This is a genomic window from Eleftheria terrae (assembly GCF_030419005.1).
GTDB classification, from domain to species: Bacteria; Pseudomonadota; Gammaproteobacteria; order Burkholderiales; family Burkholderiaceae_C; genus Caldimonas; species Caldimonas terrae.
Genome location: NZ_CP106951.1, coordinates 3,288,610 through 3,310,215, shown reverse-complemented (window position 1 = coordinate 3,310,215; position 21,606 = coordinate 3,288,610). Strand labels below are relative to the sequence as shown.

At 69.4% G+C, this 21,606-nt stretch carries 20 protein-coding genes; 9 read left to right on the top strand and 11 right to left on the bottom strand.

Features of this window, described 5'->3' with window-relative positions; genetic code table 11:
• The first annotated feature begins 98 nt into the window (after positions 1-98).
• On the top strand, positions 99-623 hold the full coding sequence (gene ssb, locus N7L95_RS14630; protein ID WP_301255982.1) for a single-stranded DNA-binding protein: 525 nt from the start codon (positions 99-101) through the stop codon (positions 621-623).
• A 67-nt stretch (positions 624-690) separates the two neighbouring features.
• Here ssb and N7L95_RS14625 read toward each other — a convergent pair whose 3' ends face one another.
• A complete protein-coding gene (locus N7L95_RS14625; RefSeq protein ID WP_301255981.1) occupies positions 691-2,757 on the bottom strand; it encodes a UvrD-helicase domain-containing protein in 2,067 nt (688 codons plus the stop codon).
• A 2-nt stretch (positions 2,758-2,759) separates the two neighbouring features.
• Entirely contained in the window at positions 2,760-4,586 is a 1,827-nt protein-coding gene (locus N7L95_RS14620; RefSeq protein ID WP_301255980.1) for a DEAD/DEAH box helicase, read from the bottom strand.
• Between the two features lie 171 nt (positions 4,587-4,757).
• Here N7L95_RS14620 and N7L95_RS14615 point away from each other — a divergent pair, with 171 nt between their 5' ends.
• Entirely contained in the window at positions 4,758-5,753 is a 996-nt protein-coding gene (locus tag N7L95_RS14615) for a glucokinase (RefSeq protein WP_301255979.1), read from the top strand.
• 90 nt (positions 5,754-5,843) lie between these two features.
• Positions 5,844-6,587 carry a TerC family protein gene (locus N7L95_RS14610; RefSeq protein ID WP_301255978.1) on the top strand — a complete coding sequence of 248 codons (744 nt, stop codon included), beginning with the start codon at positions 5,844-5,846 and terminating at the stop codon, positions 6,585-6,587.
• Between the two features lie 23 nt (positions 6,588-6,610).
• Here the strand turns inward: N7L95_RS14610 and mnmA are convergent, their stop codons facing one another.
• On the bottom strand, positions 6,611-7,714 hold the full coding sequence (gene mnmA, locus N7L95_RS14605) for a tRNA 2-thiouridine(34) synthase MnmA (RefSeq protein WP_301255977.1): 1,104 nt from the start codon (positions 7,712-7,714) through the stop codon (positions 6,611-6,613).
• Positions 7,711-8,205, bottom strand: coding sequence for an NUDIX hydrolase (locus N7L95_RS14600; protein WP_301255976.1), 495 nt, complete (start codon positions 8,203-8,205; stop codon positions 7,711-7,713). The genes mnmA and N7L95_RS14600 overlap by 4 nt, the downstream gene beginning before the upstream one ends.
• Positions 8,206-8,406: 201 nt before the next feature.
• Here N7L95_RS14600 and N7L95_RS14595 point away from each other — a divergent pair, with 201 nt between their 5' ends.
• The 4 genes from N7L95_RS14595 (at position 8,407) to N7L95_RS14580 (ending at position 11,711) form a co-directional block, all read left to right on the top strand.
• On the top strand, positions 8,407-9,522 hold the full coding sequence (locus N7L95_RS14595) for a Re/Si-specific NAD(P)(+) transhydrogenase subunit alpha (protein ID WP_301255975.1): 1,116 nt from the start codon (positions 8,407-8,409) through the stop codon (positions 9,520-9,522).
• Positions 9,519-9,881 carry an aspartate 1-decarboxylase gene (panD, locus tag N7L95_RS14590; protein WP_301255974.1) on the top strand — a complete coding sequence of 121 codons (363 nt, stop codon included), beginning with the start codon at positions 9,519-9,521 and terminating at the stop codon, positions 9,879-9,881. Before N7L95_RS14595 ends, panD begins: the two co-directional genes overlap by 4 nt.
• Positions 9,882-9,960: 79 nt before the next feature.
• A complete protein-coding gene (locus tag N7L95_RS14585) occupies positions 9,961-10,275 on the top strand; it encodes an NAD(P) transhydrogenase subunit alpha part 2 (RefSeq protein WP_301255973.1) in 315 nt (104 codons plus the stop codon).
• The gene (locus N7L95_RS14580; protein ID WP_301255972.1) at positions 10,272-11,711 is read left to right on the top strand and encodes an NAD(P)(+) transhydrogenase (Re/Si-specific) subunit beta; all 1,440 of its coding nucleotides are present in this window, start codon (positions 10,272-10,274) and stop codon (positions 11,709-11,711) included. Before N7L95_RS14585 ends, N7L95_RS14580 begins: the two co-directional genes overlap by 4 nt.
• Positions 11,712-11,895: 184 nt before the next feature.
• Here the strand turns inward: N7L95_RS14580 and N7L95_RS14575 are convergent, their stop codons facing one another.
• Complete coding sequence (locus N7L95_RS14575) at positions 11,896-12,711, bottom strand: hypothetical protein (RefSeq protein WP_301255971.1); 816 nt, start codon at positions 12,709-12,711, stop codon at positions 11,896-11,898.
• 377 nt (positions 12,712-13,088) lie between these two features.
• Positions 13,089-13,550, bottom strand: coding sequence for a hypothetical protein (locus tag N7L95_RS14570; protein ID WP_301255970.1), 462 nt, complete (start codon positions 13,548-13,550; stop codon positions 13,089-13,091).
• Positions 13,551-14,016: 466 nt separating this feature from the next.
• On the opposite strand from N7L95_RS14570, the gene N7L95_RS14565 reads away from it, so the two are divergent.
• The gene (locus N7L95_RS14565; protein ID WP_301255969.1) at positions 14,017-15,687 is read left to right on the top strand and encodes a long-chain-fatty-acid--CoA ligase; all 1,671 of its coding nucleotides are present in this window, start codon (positions 14,017-14,019) and stop codon (positions 15,685-15,687) included.
• Positions 15,688-15,767: 80 nt separating this feature from the next.
• Positions 15,768-16,517, top strand: a complete 750-nt coding sequence (locus tag N7L95_RS14560; RefSeq protein ID WP_301255968.1) for a 5'-methylthioadenosine/adenosylhomocysteine nucleosidase — start codon at positions 15,768-15,770, stop codon at positions 16,515-16,517.
• A 19-nt stretch (positions 16,518-16,536) separates the two neighbouring features.
• On the opposite strand, the gene N7L95_RS14555 is transcribed toward N7L95_RS14560, so the two are convergent.
• The 5 genes from N7L95_RS14555 to N7L95_RS14535 all read right to left on the bottom strand — a co-directional run bounded on the left by N7L95_RS14555 (position 16,537) and on the right by N7L95_RS14535 (position 21,532).
• A complete protein-coding gene (locus N7L95_RS14555) occupies positions 16,537-17,778 on the bottom strand; it encodes a THUMP domain-containing class I SAM-dependent RNA methyltransferase (RefSeq protein ID WP_301255967.1) in 1,242 nt (413 codons plus the stop codon).
• Positions 17,775-19,295, bottom strand: a complete 1,521-nt coding sequence (locus N7L95_RS14550) for an RNA polymerase factor sigma-54 (protein ID WP_301255966.1) — start codon at positions 19,293-19,295, stop codon at positions 17,775-17,777. Before N7L95_RS14550 ends, N7L95_RS14555 begins: the two co-directional genes overlap by 4 nt.
• Positions 19,295-20,068, bottom strand: a complete 774-nt coding sequence (gene lptB / locus N7L95_RS14545; protein WP_301255965.1) for an LPS export ABC transporter ATP-binding protein — start codon at positions 20,066-20,068, stop codon at positions 19,295-19,297. Before lptB ends, N7L95_RS14550 begins: the two co-directional genes overlap by 1 nt.
• On the bottom strand, positions 20,065-20,709 hold the full coding sequence (gene lptA, locus N7L95_RS14540) for a lipopolysaccharide transport periplasmic protein LptA (protein WP_301255964.1): 645 nt from the start codon (positions 20,707-20,709) through the stop codon (positions 20,065-20,067). The genes lptB and lptA overlap by 4 nt, the downstream gene beginning before the upstream one ends.
• A gap of 154 nt (positions 20,710-20,863) precedes the next feature.
• Positions 20,864-21,532 carry a thiol:disulfide interchange protein DsbA/DsbL gene (locus tag N7L95_RS14535; protein ID WP_301255963.1) on the bottom strand — a complete coding sequence of 223 codons (669 nt, stop codon included), beginning with the start codon at positions 21,530-21,532 and terminating at the stop codon, positions 20,864-20,866.
• Positions 21,533-21,606: the final 74 nt, after the last annotated feature.

The window sequence follows — 21,606 nt, the reverse complement described above, 5'->3', positions numbered from 1 at the left end:
GCCGGGCCGGTGCCGGCGCGCCGCGGGCGGGGAGCAGTGCCCGGGTCATCGGGGATAATGGCCGATCCGCCTGAAATGAACCCTCAAGGAGCCGAGCCATGGCCTCTGTCAACAAAGTCATCCTGATCGGCAATTGCGGCCGTGACCCTGAAGTCCGCTACACCCCCACCGGCACGGCCATCTGCAACGTTTCCGTCGCCACCTCCAGCCGTCGCAAGGACCGTTCCTCCGGCGAGAGCATCGAGGAAACGCAATGGCACCGCGTCACCTTCTACGAGCGCCTGGCCGAGATCGCCGGTGAATATCTCAAAAAGGGCCGCCCCGTCTACATCGAAGGCCGCCTGAAATACGGCAAGTACACCGACAAGGACGGCATCGAGCGCAACACCGTCGACATCATTGCCGAGCAGATGCAACTGCTGGGCGGCCGCGAAGGCATGGGTGGTGGCGACGAGATGGGCGGTGGTGGCGGTGGCGGCTACAGCCGCAGCCGCGACAGCGACGACATGGGCGGCGGCCGTCCCGAACGCGCCGCACCCGCGCCCCGCCCGGCGCCTCCCCGCCAGCAGGCGCCGAAGGCGTCGACGGGGTTTGATGACATGGATGACGATATTCCGTTCTGACGCGGGCACCTTCTTGCCCCGCGTGTGCGAGGGCCGCTGCCGTGTGGCCGGTGGTCCTCGTGTCTGACTAGCGTCCGGCGCCCGGCGCTGCAGCTCCGTTCTGCAGGGGGGGCGCGTCGCGCTCCCTCTCGAACAACCCCTCCACCTCCTGCGGCAACCGCCGCGACGTCACCACCACCAGCTGCTGCCCGGCGCGCGTCATCGCCATGTACAGCTTGCGTGCGTTCTCTTCTCGTCGCTCCGCCAGGGCCTCATCGCTCTCGCCGGGCAGGCGGGCGTCGAAGAACAGGTCGTCCACGCCCACCAGGAACACCACCGCCCCTTCCAGCCCGGTGGCACTGTCGATGTAGGCCATGCGCAGGTAGTCGCGCCCATAGCCCTCAGGCGGCGTCTTCTTGTGCTCGGACTTGTTGAACCACCAGACCCGGCGGGGGCCGAAGCGCTGCTCCAGCGTGTCGTACAGCGCGGCCTTGGGCAGCTTGTCGCCGTAGATCACCAGGAAGGCGCCCAGCGGCAGCGGGCCACCGGCGCCGACGCCCGCCAGCTCCGCGGCCAGCCGTTGCACCGCGTCCTGGGGCGAGGCGCTGTAGAGCAGGGTGGGGCGGGTGCCCGGTTCCATGCCGGTGAAGTCGGGCTCCAGGTAGTCCTCCCCGTCGGCGCGGCCGCAGCTGGCCAGCACCTGTCCGGCGGCCTCCAGGATGGCGCGGGTGGTGCGGTAGGAGCGGCGCAGCTTCTTCGTGCGGCCGGCCACGTCCAGGCCCACGCTTTTCCAGCTCAGCCGGCTCTTCATGAAGCCCTGGTTGGGGTCGGCACACAGGAACAGGCGGCCCTGTGGCTGCAGCGACAGCGTGGCCAGCTGGAACCACGACGGCGCGAAGAACTGCGCCTCGTCGATCAGGATGTGCTCGTAGCGGCGCAGCCGCGCATGCCGGTCCACGGCATGGCACAGGCCGTGCGGCAGCGCGCTCCACATCCGCAGGTCCATCTTCAGCAGGGCCGCGGTCACTGCCTCGTACAGGGCCCACACCTGGCTGCGCTCCCGTGGCCGCAGGGCAAACCCACGGCCCGCGCGGCTGGCGGCCAGGTAGCCGGGCTCGTCACGGATCAGCGCGCCGTTGATGAAATCGAGCTCTTCGATCAGCTGCTGCTCCGACTGCCGCAGCTCGGGCCATTGCTGGCGGCATGCCGCCACCAGGCCGGGCAGCAGCCGCGGATCGGTCGGCATGCGGAGCTGGCTGCCGAACACCGCCCGCCATTGCCGGCCCGCCCAGGCGAAGAAGGTGGCGATCTCCAGGTTGGCCGGCAGGCTGCCGCGTGCCTGGTGCAGGCGGGCCTTCAGGTCGGCCACGATCGGCGTGTTGTGGATCAGCACCAGCACCTGCTGCTTCGGGAACAGCTCGGCCAGCATCAACGCCCGGTGCAGGATGATCAAGGTCTTGCCGCTGCCCGCCACGCCGTTGACCAGCCGCACCGCGAAGTCCTGCGCGGTGTCGTCCTGCTCGCGCGGCAGCCGCAGGTCGAGCTTGGCCGCCCACTCCTGCTGCGGATCGAGAAACAGCCGGCCGAGCGTCGCGCTGTTGTCGCGCCGGAAGACGCGCCGGGTGGTACAGGCCGCCGGGATCTCGGCTTCCGGAAAGGCCAGGGCCATCAATGCCTGCTCGGCCTCGGGCGCCAGCGCGGCCAGCAAGCCGGTGATCAGCTTGCCACCCAGCGCCATGAACTGCTCGGCGCACACCAGGCGAACGCCATAGCGTCCCAGGTAGGCCTTGCTCAGCTGCCGCACCTGCTCGGCGCTGCAGTTCCACATCAGCACGAGCGCCGGCAAGGCGGCCTCCGACAATCCACACGCGGGCCCCAGCCCGTGCAGCAAGGCCAGGTGCTGCTCGAAGCGCTCGGCCAGGGGCGGCGGCACCAGCTGGTCCGGGTCGATCTCCTCGAAGGCCGCTTCCTGCACCGACACCGCCAGCCAGCCGCGGCCCGGGTGCTGCACGAAGAAGTCGACCGCCTGCAACTCGGCCTGCCGGGGCCGGATGGCGCGCCGCACCACATGCTCGTCGTCCAGCGCATTCAGCACCCGCTTCAGCCGCACGTTGCGGCCCGACATGCGCACCCATTCGGGAATGAAGGTGGCCATGCCTACACCGCCACCCGGTGCAGGTGGCGCAGCAGGTCCCGGTATTCCTCCACCGCCTGCTGCAGGTGCGGTGCCTCTGCCGCCAGTGGCACGCCGGGTTCCGGCCCGATCACGATGAGCTTGCTGATGGGCCGGGTGATGGAGACGTTCAGCCGCTCCCGCTGGAAGAAGAAGGGCGCGACCATGCCGAGGAAACGCTCATCGCCGCTGCCGAGCGACAGGATCACCAGCTCCCGCTCCTGCCCCTGCATGCGCTCCACCGTGTCGGCCACCACCTGGCGCGCCGCCTCCTGCCCGAAATGCTGCGCCAGCAGCTTGCGGATCACCTGGCCCTGGGCGCGGTAGGGCGTCACGATGCCGATGTCCTGCAGCGGCAGGCCGCCCTCGCTGGCCGCGGCGCACAGCTGCACCACCAGTTCGGCATCGCGGTGGCTGCGGGTGCGGCCCGAGGGGTCGAGCGTCGGGATGAAGACCCCGCAATGCGCCGGCTCGAAGACCGCCGCCAGCGCTTGCGGCACCCGACCCAGGCGCAGCCGCCGATCGCGGTTGTCGCCCGCCGCCACCAGCTGGCCGCCGTAGTAGACGCGGCTGGGCCACTCGGTGAGCCAGCGGTTCATGCGATAGGTGTCGGTCAGCATCACGGTGTGGTCGGCCTGCCGCGCGGTCAGGGCTGCGAACACCGACAGCGCGTCCTTGGCCAGCACCGAGCGCGACAACAGCACCGGCGGCAGCTGCTGCTGGTCGCCGATGAAGAGGTAGCGCCGGGCCTTGCGCATCGCCATCAGCGCCAGCGGCACCGTCACCTGGCTGGCCTCGTCGAAGATCACGGTGTCGTACTCGTAGTGCTGCATCCGGGCAGAGCAGGTGGCGAAAGGCGTCGCCCCGACGACATAGCCGTCGCCCGGCCGCTCCTGCCAGGCCGCCAGGTCCAGGTGGCCGGCAATCGCCTCGTTCAGCCCCTTGCGCTGCGTGTCGCGGCCAATCTTCACGGTGGGCACGCCCCGCGCATGGATGCCGTTGAGCGCGTTGTTGATGGCGGTGTGGGTGTGGGAGGTGAGCAGCACCCGCTCGCCGCGCGCCGCCAGCAGCCGGGCGATCAGCGCCAGCACCCGCGTCTTGCCGGTGCCGGGCGGCCCCTGGATGCACGCCACCTGCTCCGCGCCCACCGCCAGCCCCACCGCCTCGGCCTGCCGGGGATTGAAACCCTCGGCCAGCGCGATCGCCTCGGCCTCGCGGCTGTCGCGCTCGTCGAAGCTGATCTGCAGCTCGCCGGTCAGCAGGGGCAGCACCACCTCGCGCCCGATGCCCGAAGCGGCGATGTCTTCGAGCGTCTGCCGGTAATAGGCCGTCAGGTCGATGGCATCCGGGTCGGCATGGCAGGGGCCGCCCGGGTAAGCGTCGAGCACCGCCGGCACCCCGCGGCCGTACAGCAGCCAGCGGCCGTCATCCTCGAGCTCCAGTGTCAGGTTGCGCCCCAGCGTGTCGTGCAGCGGACTGCCGCGGTGCAGCACCAGCTGGTCGCCTTCGCGGAAGCGCGACTCGCCCTCGTCCAGCCAGGCCCACAGGCGGCAGGGATCCTCGGCGCGTTCAAGCTGCACAAAGCCCTGGCTCCAGCCGGCCTGCCGCTTCTCGTCGAGCGGCTTGCTCCAGGTGTCGAGCAGTTGCCGGCGGCCGGCGTCCTGCTCCGCGAGGATGAACTCGAGGAGCTGGGCAAGAAGGCGATCGTGCGAGTACGACATGGCGGCGAGGCCGTGGACAACGGGACAGCTGGCAGACACCGCATTCTCGGGCGTGAGCCGGCCCTTGCCTGTGCCATGGCGTTTCTTCATGACGACGGCAAGCCGTTCAGCTGTGCAGCGCGGGGTGCGCGGCCGCTCGGGCACGAAGGCTGCCTGTTCGCCATGCCGGCCGGCGGTGTGCCGCCATGGTGGCGCCGCGCGCCCGGCAGGTGTCGCCGTGCCGCTGGCCGGCGGCCGCAGCAGCCGAGGTGCAAAGACGAGATGAACGGGCCTTGCTATCCCCAACTGGTGGGCGACATCGGCGGCACCAACGCGCGCTTCGCCTGGATCGAGCTGCCGGGCGCCGCGCCGGCCGAGGTGCGCAGCTACCCGGCGGCCGAGCATGCCAGCCTGCTGGACGCCATGCGCCACTACCTGCGCGAGCTCGGCAAGCCGGTGCCGCGCTGGTGTGCCATCGGCATTGCCAACCCGGTGACTGGCGACCAGGTGAAGATGACCAACCACGACTGGTCCTTCTCGATCGCCGGCCTGCGGCGCGATCTGGGCTTGGAGCGCTTCCTGGTGCTCAATGACTTCACCGCGCTGGCCCTGGCCCTGCCGGGGCTTGGCCCGCAGGATTTGCGGCAAGTCGGCGACGGCACCCCGGTGCCCCAGGCGCCGCTGGGCCTGATCGGGCCCGGCACCGGCTTGGGGGTGTCCGGCCTGCTGCCCGCCGCGCCCGGCCATGCGCCGCTGCCGCTCACCGGCGAAGGCGGCCACGTCACGCTGGCTCCGGCCGACGAGCACGAGGCGCGGGTGATCGAGGAACTGCGCCGGCGCTTCGGGCATGCCTCCGCCGAGCGCGCGGTGTCAGGCCCCGGGCTGGTCAACCTCTACCAGGCCGTCTGCACGCTGCAGGGGGTGGAGGCGCGCCCACTGGATGCGGCCGGCATCAGCGAGGCCGCCGTGCAGGGCAGCGACGCCCAGTGCGTCGAGGCGCTCGAGCTGATGTGTGCCTTCCTCGGCAATGTGGCCGGCAACCTCGCCCTGACGGTGGGCGCGCGCGGCGGCGTCTATATCGGCGGCGGCATCGTGCCGCGGCTGGGCGACTGGTTCCACCGCTCCAAGTTCCGCGCGCGCTTCGAAGACAAGGGCCGCTTCCGCAGCTACCTGCAGCCGGTGCCTACGTATGTGGTGCACGCACGCCAGCCGGCCCTCACCGGGGCGGCCTATGCGCTGCAGGTGCTGCCGCAGGAGTCCGATCCCGGCGACGCCTGAGCCGGGCCGGCACACGCCAGCAGACATGCTGGCCTGCGACTTGCCTTGCTCCATGCATCGGCCCGCGGGGCCGCACAGGAGCCTGATTCGATGGATTTATTGCTCGACCCCCAGAACTGGGTGGCGCTGGCCACGTTGGCCGCGCTGGAGATCGTGCTGGGCATCGACAACGTCATCTTCATCTCGATCCTGGCCAGTCGCCTGCCGCCCGAGCGGCGCGACCGGGCGCGCAAGATCGGTCTGGCGGCCGCGATGCTGTCGCGGCTGGCGCTGCTGTTCTCGCTGGCCTGGGTGATCGGCCTGACGCAGCCGCTGTTCACCGCCCTCGGCCAGGAGGTGTCCGGCCGCGACCTGGTGCTGCTGCTGGGCGGGCTGTTCCTGATGGCCAAGTCAACCCACGAGATCCACGGCACGCTGGAGGGCGAGGGCGCGCCCGCCGACCGGCCGGCACCCCGGCCACCCTCCTTTGCCGGCGTGATCGTGCAGATCATGCTGCTGGACGTGGTGTTCTCGCTCGACTCCGTCATCACCGCCGTCGGCATGGTGGAGGAGGTGGCCATCATGGCGGCCGCCGTGGTGCTGGCCACCGTGGTGATGGTGTCGTTCTCGGGCCCGGTGGGCCGCTTCGTCGGCCGGCATCCGACGGTGAAGATGCTCGCCTTGAGCTTCCTCATCCTGATCGGCGTCGCCCTGGTTGCCGAGGGCCTGGGCCTGCACATCCCCAAGGGCTACATCTACTTCGCGATGGCCTTCTCGGTGGGGGTGGAGATGCTGAACCTCTCGCTGTTCCGCCGCCGGGCGCGGGCGACGCCCGGCGCCCACGCTCGCAGCTGAGCGCGCCCGGCCCGGTGCGCCGGCTAGGCAGAGGCGGCGATCACGCCGCCGCCCAGGCAGACCTCGCCGTCGTACACCACCGCCGACTGTCCTGGCGTCACCGCCCACTGCGCCTCGTCGAAGCGCAATGAAAAGCCCTCGCCACCCGCCTCGACCGGCGCGAGCCGGCAGCCGGCGTCGGCCTGCCGATAGCGGGTCTTGGCGGCCCGGTCGCCCGGCTCGGGAGCCCGGCCGGCCACCCAGCTGCTGTCCCCGGCGGCCAGGGTGTGCGAAAGCAACCAGGGATGGTCATGGCCCTGCACCACCCACAGCGTGTTGGCCGCGATGTCCTTGCGCGCCACGAACCACGGCTCGTGCTCCCCGCCGCCGCGCGGTGCGCCCTTTTCCTTCAGCCCGCCGATGCCGATGCCCTTGCGCTGGCCCAGCGTGTAGAAGCTCAGGCCCACATGCTCGCCGATGACACGGCCGCGGTCGTCCTTGATCGGCCCGGGCTGGTTGGCCAGGTAGCGGTTCAGGAATTCGCGGAAGGGCCGCTCGCCGATGAAGCAGATGCCGGTCGAGTCCTTCTTCTTCGCATTCGGCAGGCCAATCTCCGCGGCGATGCGGCGCACCTCGGTCTTGTGCAGCTCGCCCACCGGGAACAGCGTGCGCGACAGCTGCGCCTGGTTCAGCCGGTGCAGGAAGTAGCTCTGGTCCTTGGAAGGATCGAGCCCCTTGAGCAGCTGGAAGCCGTCGTCCGTCTCGCGCACCCGCGCATAGTGGCCGGTGGCGATCTTCTCGGCGCCCAGGCGCATTGCATGGTCCAGGAAGGCCTTGAACTTGATCTCGGCATTGCACAGGATGTCGGGGTTGGGCGTGCGGCCGGCCTGGTACTCGCGCAGGAACTCGGCGAACACCCGGTCCTTGTACTCGGCGGCGAAGTTCACATGTTCGATGTCGATGCCCAGCACATCGGCCACCGAGGCGGCGTCCAGCCAGTCCTGGCGCGACGAGCAGTACTCGCTGTCATCGTCGTCTTCCCAGTTCTTCATGAAGATGCCGACCACCTCGTGCCCCTGCTGCTTCAGCAGCCAGGCGGACACGGCGGAATCGACCCCGCCACTCAGGCCCACCACCACCCGTGTCATGACGTCTTGATCTCCGGGCAGTAGACGGTCGGGTCGGTGGTCAGCATGTCCAGCGGATAGCGGCGGCCGGCCAGGTGATCCTCGATGCAGCGCAGCACCAGCGGGCTGCGCAGGCGGTCGGCCGAGGCGCGGATTTCCTGCGGCGTCATCCACAGGGTGCGCACGATGCCGTCGTCGAGCACCCAGCCCGGCGCGGGCTCGCTGGCGGTGCCGGCGAACGCAAAGCGCACGAAGGTGATGTCCTCGTGGGTGGCCGGGCGGCGAAAGCGCGACAGGTACACGCCCAGCAGGTGAGTGGGCGTGAACACGCAGCCGGTTTCCTCCAGCGCTTCGCGCACCGCTCCCTGCTCGGGCGACTCGCCCGGGTCGAGGTGGCCTGCGGGATTGTTCAGTTTCAGGCCTTCGGAGGTGTGTTCCTCCACCAGCAGAAAACTTCCGTCACGTTCTATCACCGCGGCAACGGTGACACTCGGCTTCCAGCGTTCTTCCATGGCCGGCAGTTTATCGCTGCAGCGCAACAGAGGATCGGCGGACTGGCTTTCCACCTTGTTACGTCGGTCCCTGTCGCTTCTGCGATAGCTGTCAATGCGCTGAAAGTTGAAACTGAGTTACCTGGCATGCGCCGTAAGGTTGTGTAAGCTGCGCGGCGGTTCACACGAACACATTCCAGAACCCATCCCCAGGAGGGCTCCATGCTGATAGGCGTACCGCTCGAAACCGTGCCGGGCGAAACCCGCGTTGCGGTGACCCCCGAGACGGCCAAGAAACTCAAGGCCCAGGGCCACACGGTCCGGGTGCAGGCCGGCGCCGGCGTGGCGGCTTCCGCGCCCGACGAGGCCTACCTGGCGGTGGGCGCCGAAATCACCGACCAGCCCGGCGCCTGGAATACCGAACTGGTGCTGAAGGTGCGAGCACCCCAGACAGGCGAGCTGTCGCTGGCGCGGGCCGGCTCGGTGCTGGTCGGCATGCTCAACCCCTTCGACGCCGAGGGGCTGCAGCGCCTGGCCGCCGCCGGCCTGACCAGCTTTGCGCTGGAGGCCGCGCCGCGCACCACGCGGGCGCAGAGCATGGACGTGCTCAGCTCGCAGGCCAACATCGCCGGCTACAAGGCCGTGATGATCGCGGCCGATCGCTACCAGCGCTTCTTCCCGATGCTGATGACCGCGGCCGGCACCGTGAAGGCGGCCCGGGTGGTGATCCTCGGTGTCGGCGTGGCCGGTTTGCAGGCCATCGCCACCGCCAAGCGGCTCGGCGCAGTGATCGAAGCGTCCGACGTGCGGCCTTCGGTGAAGGAGCAGGTCGAGTCGCTCGGCGCCAAGTTCATCGACGTGCCCTACGAGACGGCCGAGGAGAAGGAAGCGGCCGAAGGCGTCGGTGGCTACGCCCGCCCCATGCCGCAGAGCTGGCTGGACCGCCAGAAGGCGGAGGTGGCCAAGCGCGTTGCGCTGGCCGACGTGGTGATCACCACCGCGCTCATTCCCGGCCGCCCGGCGCCGGTGCTGGTGACCGAGGAGATGGTCCGCAGCATGAAGCCGGGCTCGGTCATCGTCGACCTGGCCGCGCCGCAAGGTGGCAACTGCCCGCTCACCGAGCCGGGCAAGACCGTCACCAAGCATGGCGTGACCCTGGTCGGCGAGACCAACCTCGCGGCACTGGTGGCGGCCGATGCGTCCGCCCTCTATGCCCGCAACGTGCTCGACTTCCTGAAGCTGATCATCGGCAAGGAAGGCGGGCTTCACATCGACCTCGAAGACGACATCGTGGCCGCTTGCCGCATGACGCACAACGGCCAGGTAACCCGAAAATGAACCGAAACATGCTGCGCGCGAAGCTGCACCGCGCCACCGTCACCGAAGCAGACCTGCACTACGAGGGCTCCTGCGGCATCGACGAGAACCTGCTGGACGCCGCCGACATGCGCGAGTTTGAGCAGATCGAGCTCTACAACATCAACAACGGCGAGCGCTTCTCGACCTACATCATCAAGGCGCCACGCGGCTCGGGCGCCATCTCGCTGAACGGGGCGGCGGCCCGCAAGGCACATGTCGGCGACCTGCTGATCATCTGCACCTATGCGCCGATGAGCGAGGACCACGCCCGCGACCACAAGCCCAAGGTGGTGCTGCTCGACGAGCAGAACCGCATCAAGGAAGTCCGCAAGTTCTGAGTTTCGCCACGCATCGAGGCCGGCGCGCCCCGCGCGCGCCAGCCGGGGTCCCTTTCACAACCTTGCAGGAGAGACCGGCATGGATGTCAGTCCGCTCATCACCAACCTGATCATCTTCGTGCTCGCCATCTATGTGGGCTACCACGTGGTGTGGACCGTCACCCCCGCGCTGCACACGCCCCTGATGGCGGTGACCAACGCGATCTCGGCCATCGTTATCGTCGGTGCGATGCTGGCGGCGGCGTTGACCGAGACCACCCTCGGCAAGGGCATGGGCACGCTGGCGGTGGCGCTGGCCGCGGTCAACGTCTTCGGCGGCTTCCTGGTGACGCGCCGCATGCTCGAGATGTTCCGCAAGAAGGACAAGAAGCCCACCGCGGCAGGGAGCCAATGACGATGGGACTCAGCCTCAATGTCGTGACGCTGCTCTACCTGGTGGCGTCGGTCTGCTTCATCCAGGCCCTCAAGGGCCTGTCGCATCCCACCACCTCGATCCGCGGCAACCTATTCGGCATGGCCGGCATGACGATCGCGATCGTCACCACCGCAGCGCTCATCATCAAGTACGCCGGCGACCGGCCCTCCACCGGGCTGGCCTGGGTGCTGGGCGGCCTGGTGGTGGGCGGCGGTGTCGGCGCGCTGATGGCCAAGCGCGTCGAGATGACCAAGATGCCCGAACTGGTCGCCTTCATGCACAGCATGATCGGCCTGGCGGCGGTGTTCATCGCGATTGCGGCAGTGGCCGAGCCGTGGGCCTTCCAGATCGTCGAGAAGGGCCGCCCCATCCCGGCCGGCAACCGGCTGGAGCTGTTCCTCGGCGCGGCCATCGGTGCCATCACCTTCAGCGGCTCGGTGATCGCCTTCGGCAAGCTCAGCGGCAAGTACAAGTTCCGCCTGTTCCAGGGCGCGCCGGTGTCGTTTCCCGGCCAGCACCTGCTGAACCTGGTGCTGGCGCTGGGCACCCTGGGCCTGGGCGGCCTGTTCACCGCCAGCGGCGACTGGAGCGCGTTCTTCGCGATGCTCGCACTGAGCTTCGTGCTGGGCGTGCTGATCATCATCCCGATCGGCGGCGCCGACATGCCGGTGGTGGTCTCGATGCTCAACAGCTATTCGGGCTGGGCGGCGGCGGGCATCGGCTTCTCGCTGAACAACAGCATGCTGATCATCGCCGGCTCGCTGGTGGGCTCCTCGGGCGCCATCCTGAGCTACATCATGTGCAAGGCGATGAACCGCTCCTTCTTCAACGTCATCCTGGGCGGCTTCGGCGGCGATGCGGCCGCGGCCACCGGTGGCGCTCAGCAGCAGCGCAGCGTCAAGAGCGGCAGCGCCGACGACGCTGCCTTCATCCTCGGCAATGCCGAGACGGTGGTCATCGTGCCGGGCTACGGCCTGGCGGTGGCACGGGCCCAGCATGCGGTGAAGGAGCTGGCCGAGAAGCTGACGCACCGTGGCGTGACGGTGAAGTACGCCATCCATCCGGTGGCTGGCCGCATGCCGGGCCACATGAACGTGCTGCTGGCCGAGGCCGAGGTGCCCTACGACCAGGTGTTCGAGATGGAGGACATCAACGGCGAGTTCGGCCAGGCCGATGTGGCCATCATCCTGGGCGCCAACGACGTGGTGAACCCGGCCGCCCAGGTCAAGGGCAGCCCGATCTACGGCATGCCCATCCTGGAGGCCTACAAGGCCAAGACCGTCATCGTCAACAAACGCTCCATGGCGGCCGGCTATGCCGGCCTCGACAACGAGCTGTTCTACATGGACAAGACGATGATGGTGTTCGGCGACGCGAAGAAGGTCGTCGAAGACATGGTGAAAGCGGTCGAATAGGGACGGGCGTGCGGGCTGTGTGCCGGCCGGCCGTGGTCGCCCGGCCTGGCGCCGCGACCCGGCGCACCGTCCCCGGCGCACCGTCCCGGCGCACCGTCCCGGCGCGCTGCGGCCCGACCAGGGCCGCAGCGCCTCGCAGGCAGCCGCCACCCGCCCTCGGGCGTCGCCCGCCGGCCCCCACGCACTAGCTACCCGCTCCGGGTTCTGCGGCCTGCAGGCCGGCAGGCGCCACAGTCACCACCGGCACCCGCGGGCGCACCAGCGAGCGGCGCAGTCGGCCCCACCAGCCGAGCGGCTGGCCGCGCTGGTAGAACGCCGCCTGCTGCCGCACTTCCGGCGTGCCCAGTGGACTGCGGCGGCCCTCGCCAGCCAGGTGCAGCAGGCCCACACCGGGCGGCAGGTGCAGCAGCGCCAGGCGATCGAATTCTTCCTCATGCGCGGCCCGCAGCCCGGCTTCGAGCCAGACCCCAACGCTGGTGACGATGCCGGGCGCGACGATGAAGCACAGCCAGCAGGCCTGCACGTCGGGATGGCGTTCGCAGTAGTCGTACAGCGAGCGTGCGAACAGGTCCACCCGCGGCAGGCCCCGGCTCACCTGCACTTGCGGCGTGCCGGACGTCAGCAGCAAGGCGGTGCGCAGGTTGCACAGCGCGGTGTAGGGCAAGATGGCGATGTGCTCGCCGTCGCTGAGCACCGCGTCGAACTTCTGCTGCTGGGTCCAGGACAGCAGGACCGCGCCGCTGCACGCGATCACCGCGGTGTCGTCAAAACCCGGGTCGCCCAGGTGGGCGCCTTCCTCGACATAGGCCGTCAGGCCGAGGCGGGTGCCGCCGTCGTACGGCATGAAACTGAGCCGGGTGCGAGCCCGGCCATTGACCGGTTCGCCGTAGCGGCCGGCCACCCACAGCGGGTGGGCGGCGAAGTTGCGGGCGAAGCGCAGTTCTTCGTCGTGCGTCCGGTCGTCTTGTGCTGCGGCCTCCAGCAGTGGATGCGATGGCATGTCTTCCTCCCCGGGAAGCGGCGGATTGTGCTGGTATTCGACTTCGCGCGCGATCTTCCAGCCCGAGCGGCTTGGGGGCAATCCCCAGAACGGCGGGGCGGCGTCCGATCGGTGGAGGGGCGTTGCGTACGCGGCGGCCGCAGGGCGGCGCGCGCCGGCGCCTTCGCCGGCGACGGCTGGCGCACCTCGCGCTGGGTGGAGGCCGGCACGAAGGACAGGGGGAGGGGACCCAGAGCCTGCGGAGCTTCCCGGGACCTTCGCGTTCCATGTCCTCACCGTGGCCATGCAGGCCGGCACCGCACGAAAAAAAAGGCAGCCGAAGCTGCCTTGAAGAAGATGCAATGAGAGCGCAATGAATGGCGTTTCGGTCCGCGGCCTCAGCGCGTCGGTGCCGGTGCCGTGCCGGGCTCGATGGTGCCCTGGGGACTGGTGGCCGGCGTGGTCGCGTCGACCGGCGCCGACAGGTCGCTGCCCTGCGGTGTCGTGGCGGTGTCGGGCTGCGGCTGGCTGCCGTAGGTGGAGCCGGTCGGTTGCTCGGCCGGCGTGCCGTAGGTCGAGGTGCTCGGCTGGTCCGTGGTGGTGCCATACGTCGAGCTGTTGTTCAGGTTGCTGCTGCTGCTGCTGGCTGCCAGGTCTTCCGGCCGCGCGGTGCTGCCGTCTGCGGCGAAGGTGCCACGCGCCATGGGCGAGTTCGGCTCCACCGAGCCGCTGCTGGAGCCCGGTCCGGTGGACGAGATGGTCTCGCCGTTCGGCCCGGTCACGGTTTGTGCGGTGGCGACGCCGGCGGCGGTGCCCATCAGAACGGCCAGGCTGGTGGCGAGCAGTGCGTGCTTGTTCATGTTCACTCCTTGATCTGTCCATAGCAGAGCCACGGGGGCCCGAATGTGGCTTTCCTGGCTGCGCCTCGCGGGGCGGGCGGAGCCGGCAAGTCACGCTGAAAGCCCATGCTGCCCGCGGCCGGACGATGCAGGGTTTTCCTGCTGCGACATCTGCAACGGTGCTCGTGTAGGTAAAGGCTGACGCTTGTCGGAAGCCCTGCCGGGGCTCTCCGGACAGGCCGCCCGCGGCACCGGGGCGAGCGGCCGACGGTGTAGGCGCCTCGGCGTCGCGGCCCGAAGTTCAGTTCACAAAAACTCACAGTTGGCCGTCCTTCTGGCCGCCAACGCGCGACCCGATGGGCGCTTCAGCGCGGGCCGGCGGTGGGATATTCGCGGGTTTCCTCGGGTTTGTTGTCCTTTATCGAAACACCTGATGCGCGTCTTGTCAGCCATCAGTCAGAATCTCGCGTCTAAGCGGAGTAACTGAATGAACAAGGTTTGGCTGGAGCACTACCCTGAAGGTGTTCCGCACGAGATCGATCCCGACCAGTACAGCTCGCTGGTCGGCCTGCTGGAGGAGAGCTTCCAGAAATACCGCGACCGTGCCGCCTACAAGTTCCTGGGCAGGACGGTGAGCTTCGGAGAGGTGGACGACCTGTCGCGGGCCTTTGCGGCCTACCTGCAAGCCTCTGGCCTGGTGAAGGGCGACCGGGTCGCCATCATGATGCCCAACATGCCGCAGTACCCGATCGCGGTGGCCGGCATCCTGCGCGCCGGCATGGTGGTGGTCAATGTCAACCCGCTGTACACGCCGCGGGAACTGGAGCACCAGCTGAGGGACTCCGGCGCGAAGGCCATCGTCATCATCGAGAACTTCGCCAAGACGCTGCAGGAATGCCAGGGCCAGACGCCGACCCGCCAGGTGGTGCTGGCCGCCATGGGCGACCTGCTCGGCTTCCCCAAGGGCATGATCGTCAACTACGTGGTGCGCAAGGTGAAGAAGCTGGTGCCGGCCTTCCAGCTGCCCGGCGCGGTGCGCTTCAATGACGCCATTGCCGCCGGCCGCAAGACGCCGTTCAGGAAGCCCGAGATCGGCCGCGAGGACATCGCGGTGCTGCAGTACACGGGCGGCACCACCGGGGTGAGCAAGGGGGCGGTGCTGCTGCACCGCAACGTCATCGCCAACGTGCTGCAGTCCGAAGCCTGGAACGGCCCGGCCATGCGCAAGGTGCCGCCTGGCGAGCAGACCGTGACGATCTGCGCGCTGCCGCTTTATCACATCTTCGCCTTCACGGTGAACATGATGCTCAGCATGCGCATCGGCGGCTGCAACGTGCTGATCCCCAACCCGCGCGACCTGGCGTCGGTGCTGAAGGACCTGTCGCGGCAGAAGTTCCACAGCTTCCCCGCGGTCAATACCTTGTTCAGTGCGCTGGCCCATCACGCTGACTTCGACAAGGTGGACTGGAGCGGCCTCACGCTCAGCGTGGGCGGCGGCATGGCGGTGCAGCAGGCCACCGCGAAGCTGTGGCTGGAGAAGACCGGCTGCCCGATCTGCGAAGGCTACGGCCTGAGCGAGACCTCGCCGACCGCCAGCTGCAACCCGACCGACAGCAGCGCCTACACCGGCACCATCGGCCTGCCCCTGCCGTCCACCGAGTTCCGCCTGCTGGACGACGCCGGCCGAGAAGTGCCGCCGGGCGAGCCGGGCGAGATCTGCATCCGTGGCCCGCAGGTCATGGCCGGCTACTGGCAGCGGCCGGACGAGACTGCCAAGGTGATGACGCCCGACGGCTTCTTCCGCACCGGCGACATCGGCACGGTGGATGAGCGCGGCTACTTCCGCATCGTGGACCGCAAGAAGGACATGATCCTGGTGTCGGGCTTCAACGTCTACCCGAACGAGGTCGAGGACGTCGTGACCCGCATGGAAGGCGTGCTCGAATGTGCCGCCGTCGGCGTGCCCGACGAACGCTCCGGCGAGGCGGTGAAGCTGGTCGTCGTGAGCAAGCAGCCGGGGCTGAGCGAGGCCGACGTGCGGGCCTTCTGCGAGCAGAACCTCACCGGCTACAAGCGCCCGCGCATCATCGAGTTCCGCAAGGAGCTCCCGAAGTCGCCAGTAGGCAAGATCCTGCGGCGAGAATTGCGCACGCGCTGAGGCCCCGTGCCGCTGCGCTGACACCCCAGCCGGTGCCCAGCACCGGCCTGTCCATGGGCCGAGCCAAGGATGCCCCTGCCATGCCCCGCATTGCCATCATGGCCGCCATGCACGAGGAATTGAGCGCCTTGCTGGCGTTGATGCCCGACGAGCAGCGCCGGCCGCTGGGAGGACGCGAGTTCTGGCTCGGCCACCTGCACGGCCGGGACGTGGTGGTGGTGCTCTCGCGCATCGGCAAGGTGGCGGCGGCCACCACGGCCACCCTGCTCGCCACGCATTTCGATGTGGAGCGGCTGCTGTTCACCGGTGTGGCTGGCGGCCTGGGCGCCGGGGTGAAGGTCGGTGACGTGGTGCTGGCCGAGCACCTGCTGCAGCATGACATGGACGCCTCACCGCTGTTTCCTCGCCACGAGGTGCCGCTTTACGGCCGCAGCCGCTTCGAGGCTGACGCTGCCATGAACGACGGCCTGGCACGCGCCAGCCAGCGGGTGCTGGCCGAGGCGCCGGCCCGGCTGGGCGCCGACGCGGTGGCGGCGTTCGGCCTGCAGGGCCGCGCCTTGCACCGCGGACTGGTGATCAGTGGCGACCGCTTCGTCAGCGGCACCGCCGAGAGCGAGGCGCTGCGCGCAGCGCTGCCGCAGGCCCTGGCGGTGGAGATGGAAGGCGCCGCGGTGGCCCAGGTCTGCCACGACTTCGGCTTGCCGTTTGCCGTGCTGCGGACCATCTCGGACCGCGCCGACGACACCGCCCACGTCGATTTTCCGGCCTTCATCCGCGAAGTGGCCAGCCGCTACAGCGCGGCCATCGTCGCCGACTACCTGGGCGGCTGAGGCCGCCGCCGCAGCGCGCTCAATCGCCGTCGGGCGGCTCCGCCCGGTCTTCGCGCACGCGGCCGGCGACCATGTCGAAGCGGAACAGCCGGCATTCGATCGGGCCGTTCCACAGCGGCACGCGCCGGGTTTCCTTCAGCCGCATGCGCGACGGCAACTTCATGTCGGGGCTCAACATCCAGGCCGTCCAGCCGGTGAAGTGGCGCTTCCAGTGCGCGGCAAGGCGGGGGAAGAAGTCATCCGGCGCATCGGTCTCGGCGCGGCTGCGGCCGACGCTGCCGCGCGCGTCGATGCGCTCGCCGTAAGGCGGGTTGACCATCAGCGTGCGTGCCAGGCCGTCGGGCAGGCGCGGCGCCGGCCGCTCCAGGGCGTCGCCGCCGTGGAACTCGATGGCGTGCGCGACGCCGGCGCGCTGGGCATTGCGGCGCGCGAAGTCGACCATGCGGAACGCCACGTCGCTCGCGAAGACCGGCACCGCCGGCGCATGCACGCGCTGCTGGGCCTGCTGCTTCAGCGCCTGCCACTGGGCCCGCGCCTGCGGCCCCGAGAAGGGCGGCAACCCCTCGAAGGCAAAGCGGCGCCTGGACCCGGCAGCGATGCCGCAGGCGATCTGGGCCGCCTCGATCGCGATGGTGCCCGAGCCACAACACGGGTCGAGCAGCGCGCCGCCCTGCTCGGGCCGGCCCTTCCAGCCGGCGGCAGCCAGCATCGCGGCGCCGAGCGTCTCCTTCAGCGGGGCCTCGCCCTTGTCCTCGCGCCAGCCGCGCTTGAAGAGGGGCTCGCCGGACGTGTCCGCATAGAGGGTGGCATGCGTCTCGGTCAGGTGCAGCATCACCCGCAGCTGCGGCCGCTGGGTGTCGACGCTGGGGCGGTCGCCGCTTTCCTCGCGCATCACGTCGCACAGCGCATCCTTGATGCGCAGCGCGGCGAAGTTCAGGCTGCGCAGCGGCGAGCGCTGGGCGGTCACGTCGATCTTGAAGGTCTGCTGCGGCGTCAGCCAGGCCTGCCACGGCACCTGGCGGGCCAGTGCGTAGAGGTCGTCTTCCAGCCGGTAGGGGCCGTGCGCGACACGCACCAGCACCCGCTGCGCCAGCCGGCTCTCCAGGTTGAGCGCCATCACCGCCGCGGCGTCGCCGCGCAGCGCGATGCCGCCGCGCTCCAGCGTGCCGGAGGTCTCGGGACCGAGGATGGCCATGGCCTCCTCGGCCAGCAGCTCCTCCACGCCACCGGCGCAGGGCAGGAACAGGTCAAAGGGTTTCACAGGCTCTTGCGCAGGTTGGCCGGGGCGATCTTGAGCGCCTCACGGTATTTGGCGACGGTGCGGCGGGCCACCTGGATGCCCTGCTCCTCCAGCATCTGGCTGAGCTGGCTGTCCGACAGCGGCTTGCGCGCGTCCTCGGCGGCCACCAGTTGCTTGATCAGCGCCCGCACCGCGGTGCTGGAGGCATTGCCGCCGGCGTCGGTGTTGAGCGAGGAACCGAAGAAGTACTTCAGCTCGAAGGTGCCGAAGGGCGTGGCCATGTACTTGGCGGTGGTCACGCGCGAGATGGTGGACTCGTGCAGGCCCAGCTCGTCGGCAATCTCGCGCAGCACCAGCGGCTTCATCGCGATCTCGCCATGGGTGAAGAAGTTCTTCTGCCGCTCGACGATGGCCTGCGAGACGCGCTGGATGGTCTCGAAGCGCTGCTGGATGTTCTTCATGAACCAGCGTGCCTCTTGCAGCCGGGCACTCAGGCCCTGGCTGTCGCCGGAGCGGTGCTGCTTGATGGCCTGCGCGTAGAGGTCGTTGATGCGCAGCTTGGGCATCACGTCCGGGTTGAGCACCACCTTCCAGTTGCGGCCGGACTTCTGCACGATCACGTCGGGCACGACGATGTTGGCCTCGGCCCGCACGAAGGGGCGGCCCGGCTTGGGCTCCAGCGCCACGATCAGCGACTGGGCCTGCTTGATCAGCTCCTCGTCGGCGCCGGTGGCGGCCATCAGCTTCTTGATGTCGCGGCGGGCCAGCGCGTCCAGGCTGCCCTTGCAGATCATCAGCGCGATGATCTGCGCCTCGCTGCGTGGCAGCGCCCGCAGCTGCAGGCTCAGGCATTCGCACAGGTTGCGCGCGCCGACGCCGGTCGGCTCCATGTGCTGCAGCCAGCGCAGCGCGCATTGCAGGCGGTCGAGCAGTTCCTCGCGGGCCTCGGGGTCGTCCTCGGGCACCAGCTCGGCGACGATGGCGTCCAGCGAGTCGGCCAGGTAGCCGTCCTCGTCGAGCGACTCGATCAGCACCATCACCGCCGCCGCATCGGTCGGGTCCAGCCGCATGCCCAGCAGCTGCTGGCGCAGGTGGTCCTGCAGGCTGATGCCGGGCGAGGCGCGGTCGATCGGGTCGACGTCGTCCTCGTCGGCAGCGCCGTTGCGGTTGCTGGGCGTCTCGCGGATGCCGTCGAAGTCGTCCCGCTCGGTGCCGTTCTCCCAGTCGTCGCGTTCGGTGGCGCCGAACTCCACCGAGTCGACGCTGGCCGCGGCGTCGGGGGCGTCGCCACCCTCGTTGTGCTCGGCGTCGGCGGTCTGGCTCTGCTCACGCGTCACCGGACGCTCGGGCAGGCTGCTGGCCTGGGCGGATTCGCCGGCGTAGTCGTCGTCGGGCTCCAGGAAGGGGTTCTGCTCCAGCATCTGCTCGACCTCCTGGTGGAGCTCGAGCGTCGACAGCTGAAGCAGCCGGATGGACTGCTGCAGCTGGGGGGTCAGCGCCAGGTGCTGGGAGAGGCGAACTTGCAGCGACGGTTTCATCACATGCGGAAGTGTTCGCCGAGGTAGACCTTGCGCACGTCGGGGTTCTCGACGATCTCGCCCGGCGTGCCCTGCGCGAGCACCGCGCCCTCGCTGATGATGTAGGCGTGGTCGCAGATGCCCAGCGTCTCACGCACGTTGTGGTCGGTGATCAGCACGCCGATGCCGCGTGCCTTCAGGAAGTTGATGATGCGCTGGATCTCGATCACCGCGATCGGGTCGACGCCGGCGAACGGCTCGTCGAGCAGGATGAAGCGCGGCCGGCTGGCCAGCGCACGGGCGATCTCGACACGGCGGCGCTCGCCGCCGGAGAGCGCTGGCGCCGGCGTGTGGCGCAGCTTCTCGATGCTGAGGTCGTGCAGCAGCGAGTTCAGGTACTGCTCGATCTGGGCCTTCTGCAGCGGACGGCCCTTCTTGTCGTGCTGCAGCTCCAGCACCGCGCGGATGTTCTCCTCGACCGTGAGCTTGCGGAAGATCGAGGCTTCCTGCGGCAGGTAGCTGAGTCCCAGGCGCGAGCGCTCGTGGATGGGGCGGCGCTCGACGTTGCGGCCGTCGAGCTTGATCTCGCCGCCGTCAGCCCGCACCAGGCCCACGATCATGTAGAAGCTGGTGGTCTTGCCGGCGCCGTTGGGCCCGAGCAGGCCCACCACTTCGCCGCTCTCGACCGCCAGGTGCACGTCCTTGACGACCTTGCGGGCGCCGTAGGTCTTCTGCAGGCCTTGCGCTTCCAGCCGGCTCTTGCGCGATTCGCGCGGGGTGGCGGTGGCGTTCACGGCCGGTCCTTCGTGCCCGCCGCCGGCGTGCCCTCGGTGGCGCCGCTGGCGCCTGGCGCCGGGCGCGGCGACAGCACGCCACGCACGCGGCCGCCCGGCGCGCCGCCGGCCGCGCCGTCGACCGTGAAGACCTCGGCCGCGTTGTTGTAGGTGATGACCTGGCCGGCCACTTCGTCGGCCAGCGCCTCGCCCCGATAGCGCCGGATCACGGCGTTGCCGCTCAGGCGCAGCGTGTCGCTCTTGCTGTCGTAGGCAATGCGCTCGGCCTCGCCCTCGATGTACTCGTCGACGGCCTCGCGCTTCTGCCGGAAGAAGGCCGGGCGACCGGTGCCGACGCCGGTGGCGGACTGGTGGCCGTCGGGCGTCTGGTGCACCTCGACCCGGGCCGCGCGCATGATCATGGTGCCCTTGGTGATCACCACATTGCCGGTCAGCACATTGGTCTGCTTGGCATCGTCATAGCGCAGGTTGTCGGCGGTGAAGTTGAGCGGCTTGGCGCGGTCGGCGCGCTCGGCACGCACGCCGGGAGCGGCGGCGCACAGCCCCAGCGCCAGCAGCACGGGCAGGGCCCAGGCGGCACGGCGCCGGGCCGTCCCGGACGAGAAGGAAAGCGCAGTGGAAGGCACGGACTTGGGGCTCATGAAGGCATGAAACTTGCAGTTCAGCTGATTCTAGCCCACTGCCGGCCGCATGCTGCGGTGCAGCCCACAGCTTTTGCACACAAGCCGGCCATTTGCGGAAGAACGGCCGGCCGCGCGGCAGGGCACGGCCCGCTCCGCAGGCCGTGGTGAAGGCTCACTTGCCGCGCGACTGCGCGATCAGGTAGTCGGCCACCTGGAGCGAGCGCTCCAGCGAGCCGGCATGGCTGCCACTGGTGAGGTAGCGGCCGCCGATGCCGAGGGCGGGCACCCCCTCGATCTCGAAGGCCTGGGCCAGCTGCTTGGCCTGGCGGGCCTTGGTCTGCACACCGAAGGAGTTGTAGGCCTCCAGGAACTTGGCGCGGTCGACATTGTTGGCCGCCATGAAGTCGGCAATCGCGTTGGCCTCGTTCAGCGGCTTGTGGTCGTTGTGGATCGCGTTGAAGACGCGCTGGTGCATCTGCTCGACCAGCCCCATCGATTCCAGTGCGTAGTAGATGCGCTGGTGCACCACGAACTCATCGCGGAAGGCCACCGGCACCCGGCGAAAGCGCACGCCCTGCGGCAGCTTCTTGACCCAGGCCTGCAGCAGCGGCTCGAAGCGGAAGCAGTGCGGGCAGCCGTACCAGAAGAACTCGACCACCTCCACGCCGGCACCCGGCTCGGCCTGCGGCTGCCGCAGCTGCACGTAGTCCTTGCCGGCCTGGAAGGACTGGGCCTGGGCCAGCCCGGCGACGCCGGTGGTCGCCACGCCGGCCAGCCAGGGGGCGACGGCAGAGCCGCCCGCCCAGGCGGCCAGGCGGCCAGTGAAATCACGACGCTTCATCCAAGGATCCTTTCTTGTTCATGGCGAATGCCCGGGTCGGAGTCGGCACGGGCCGCAAAGTTCATCGGCGGCGC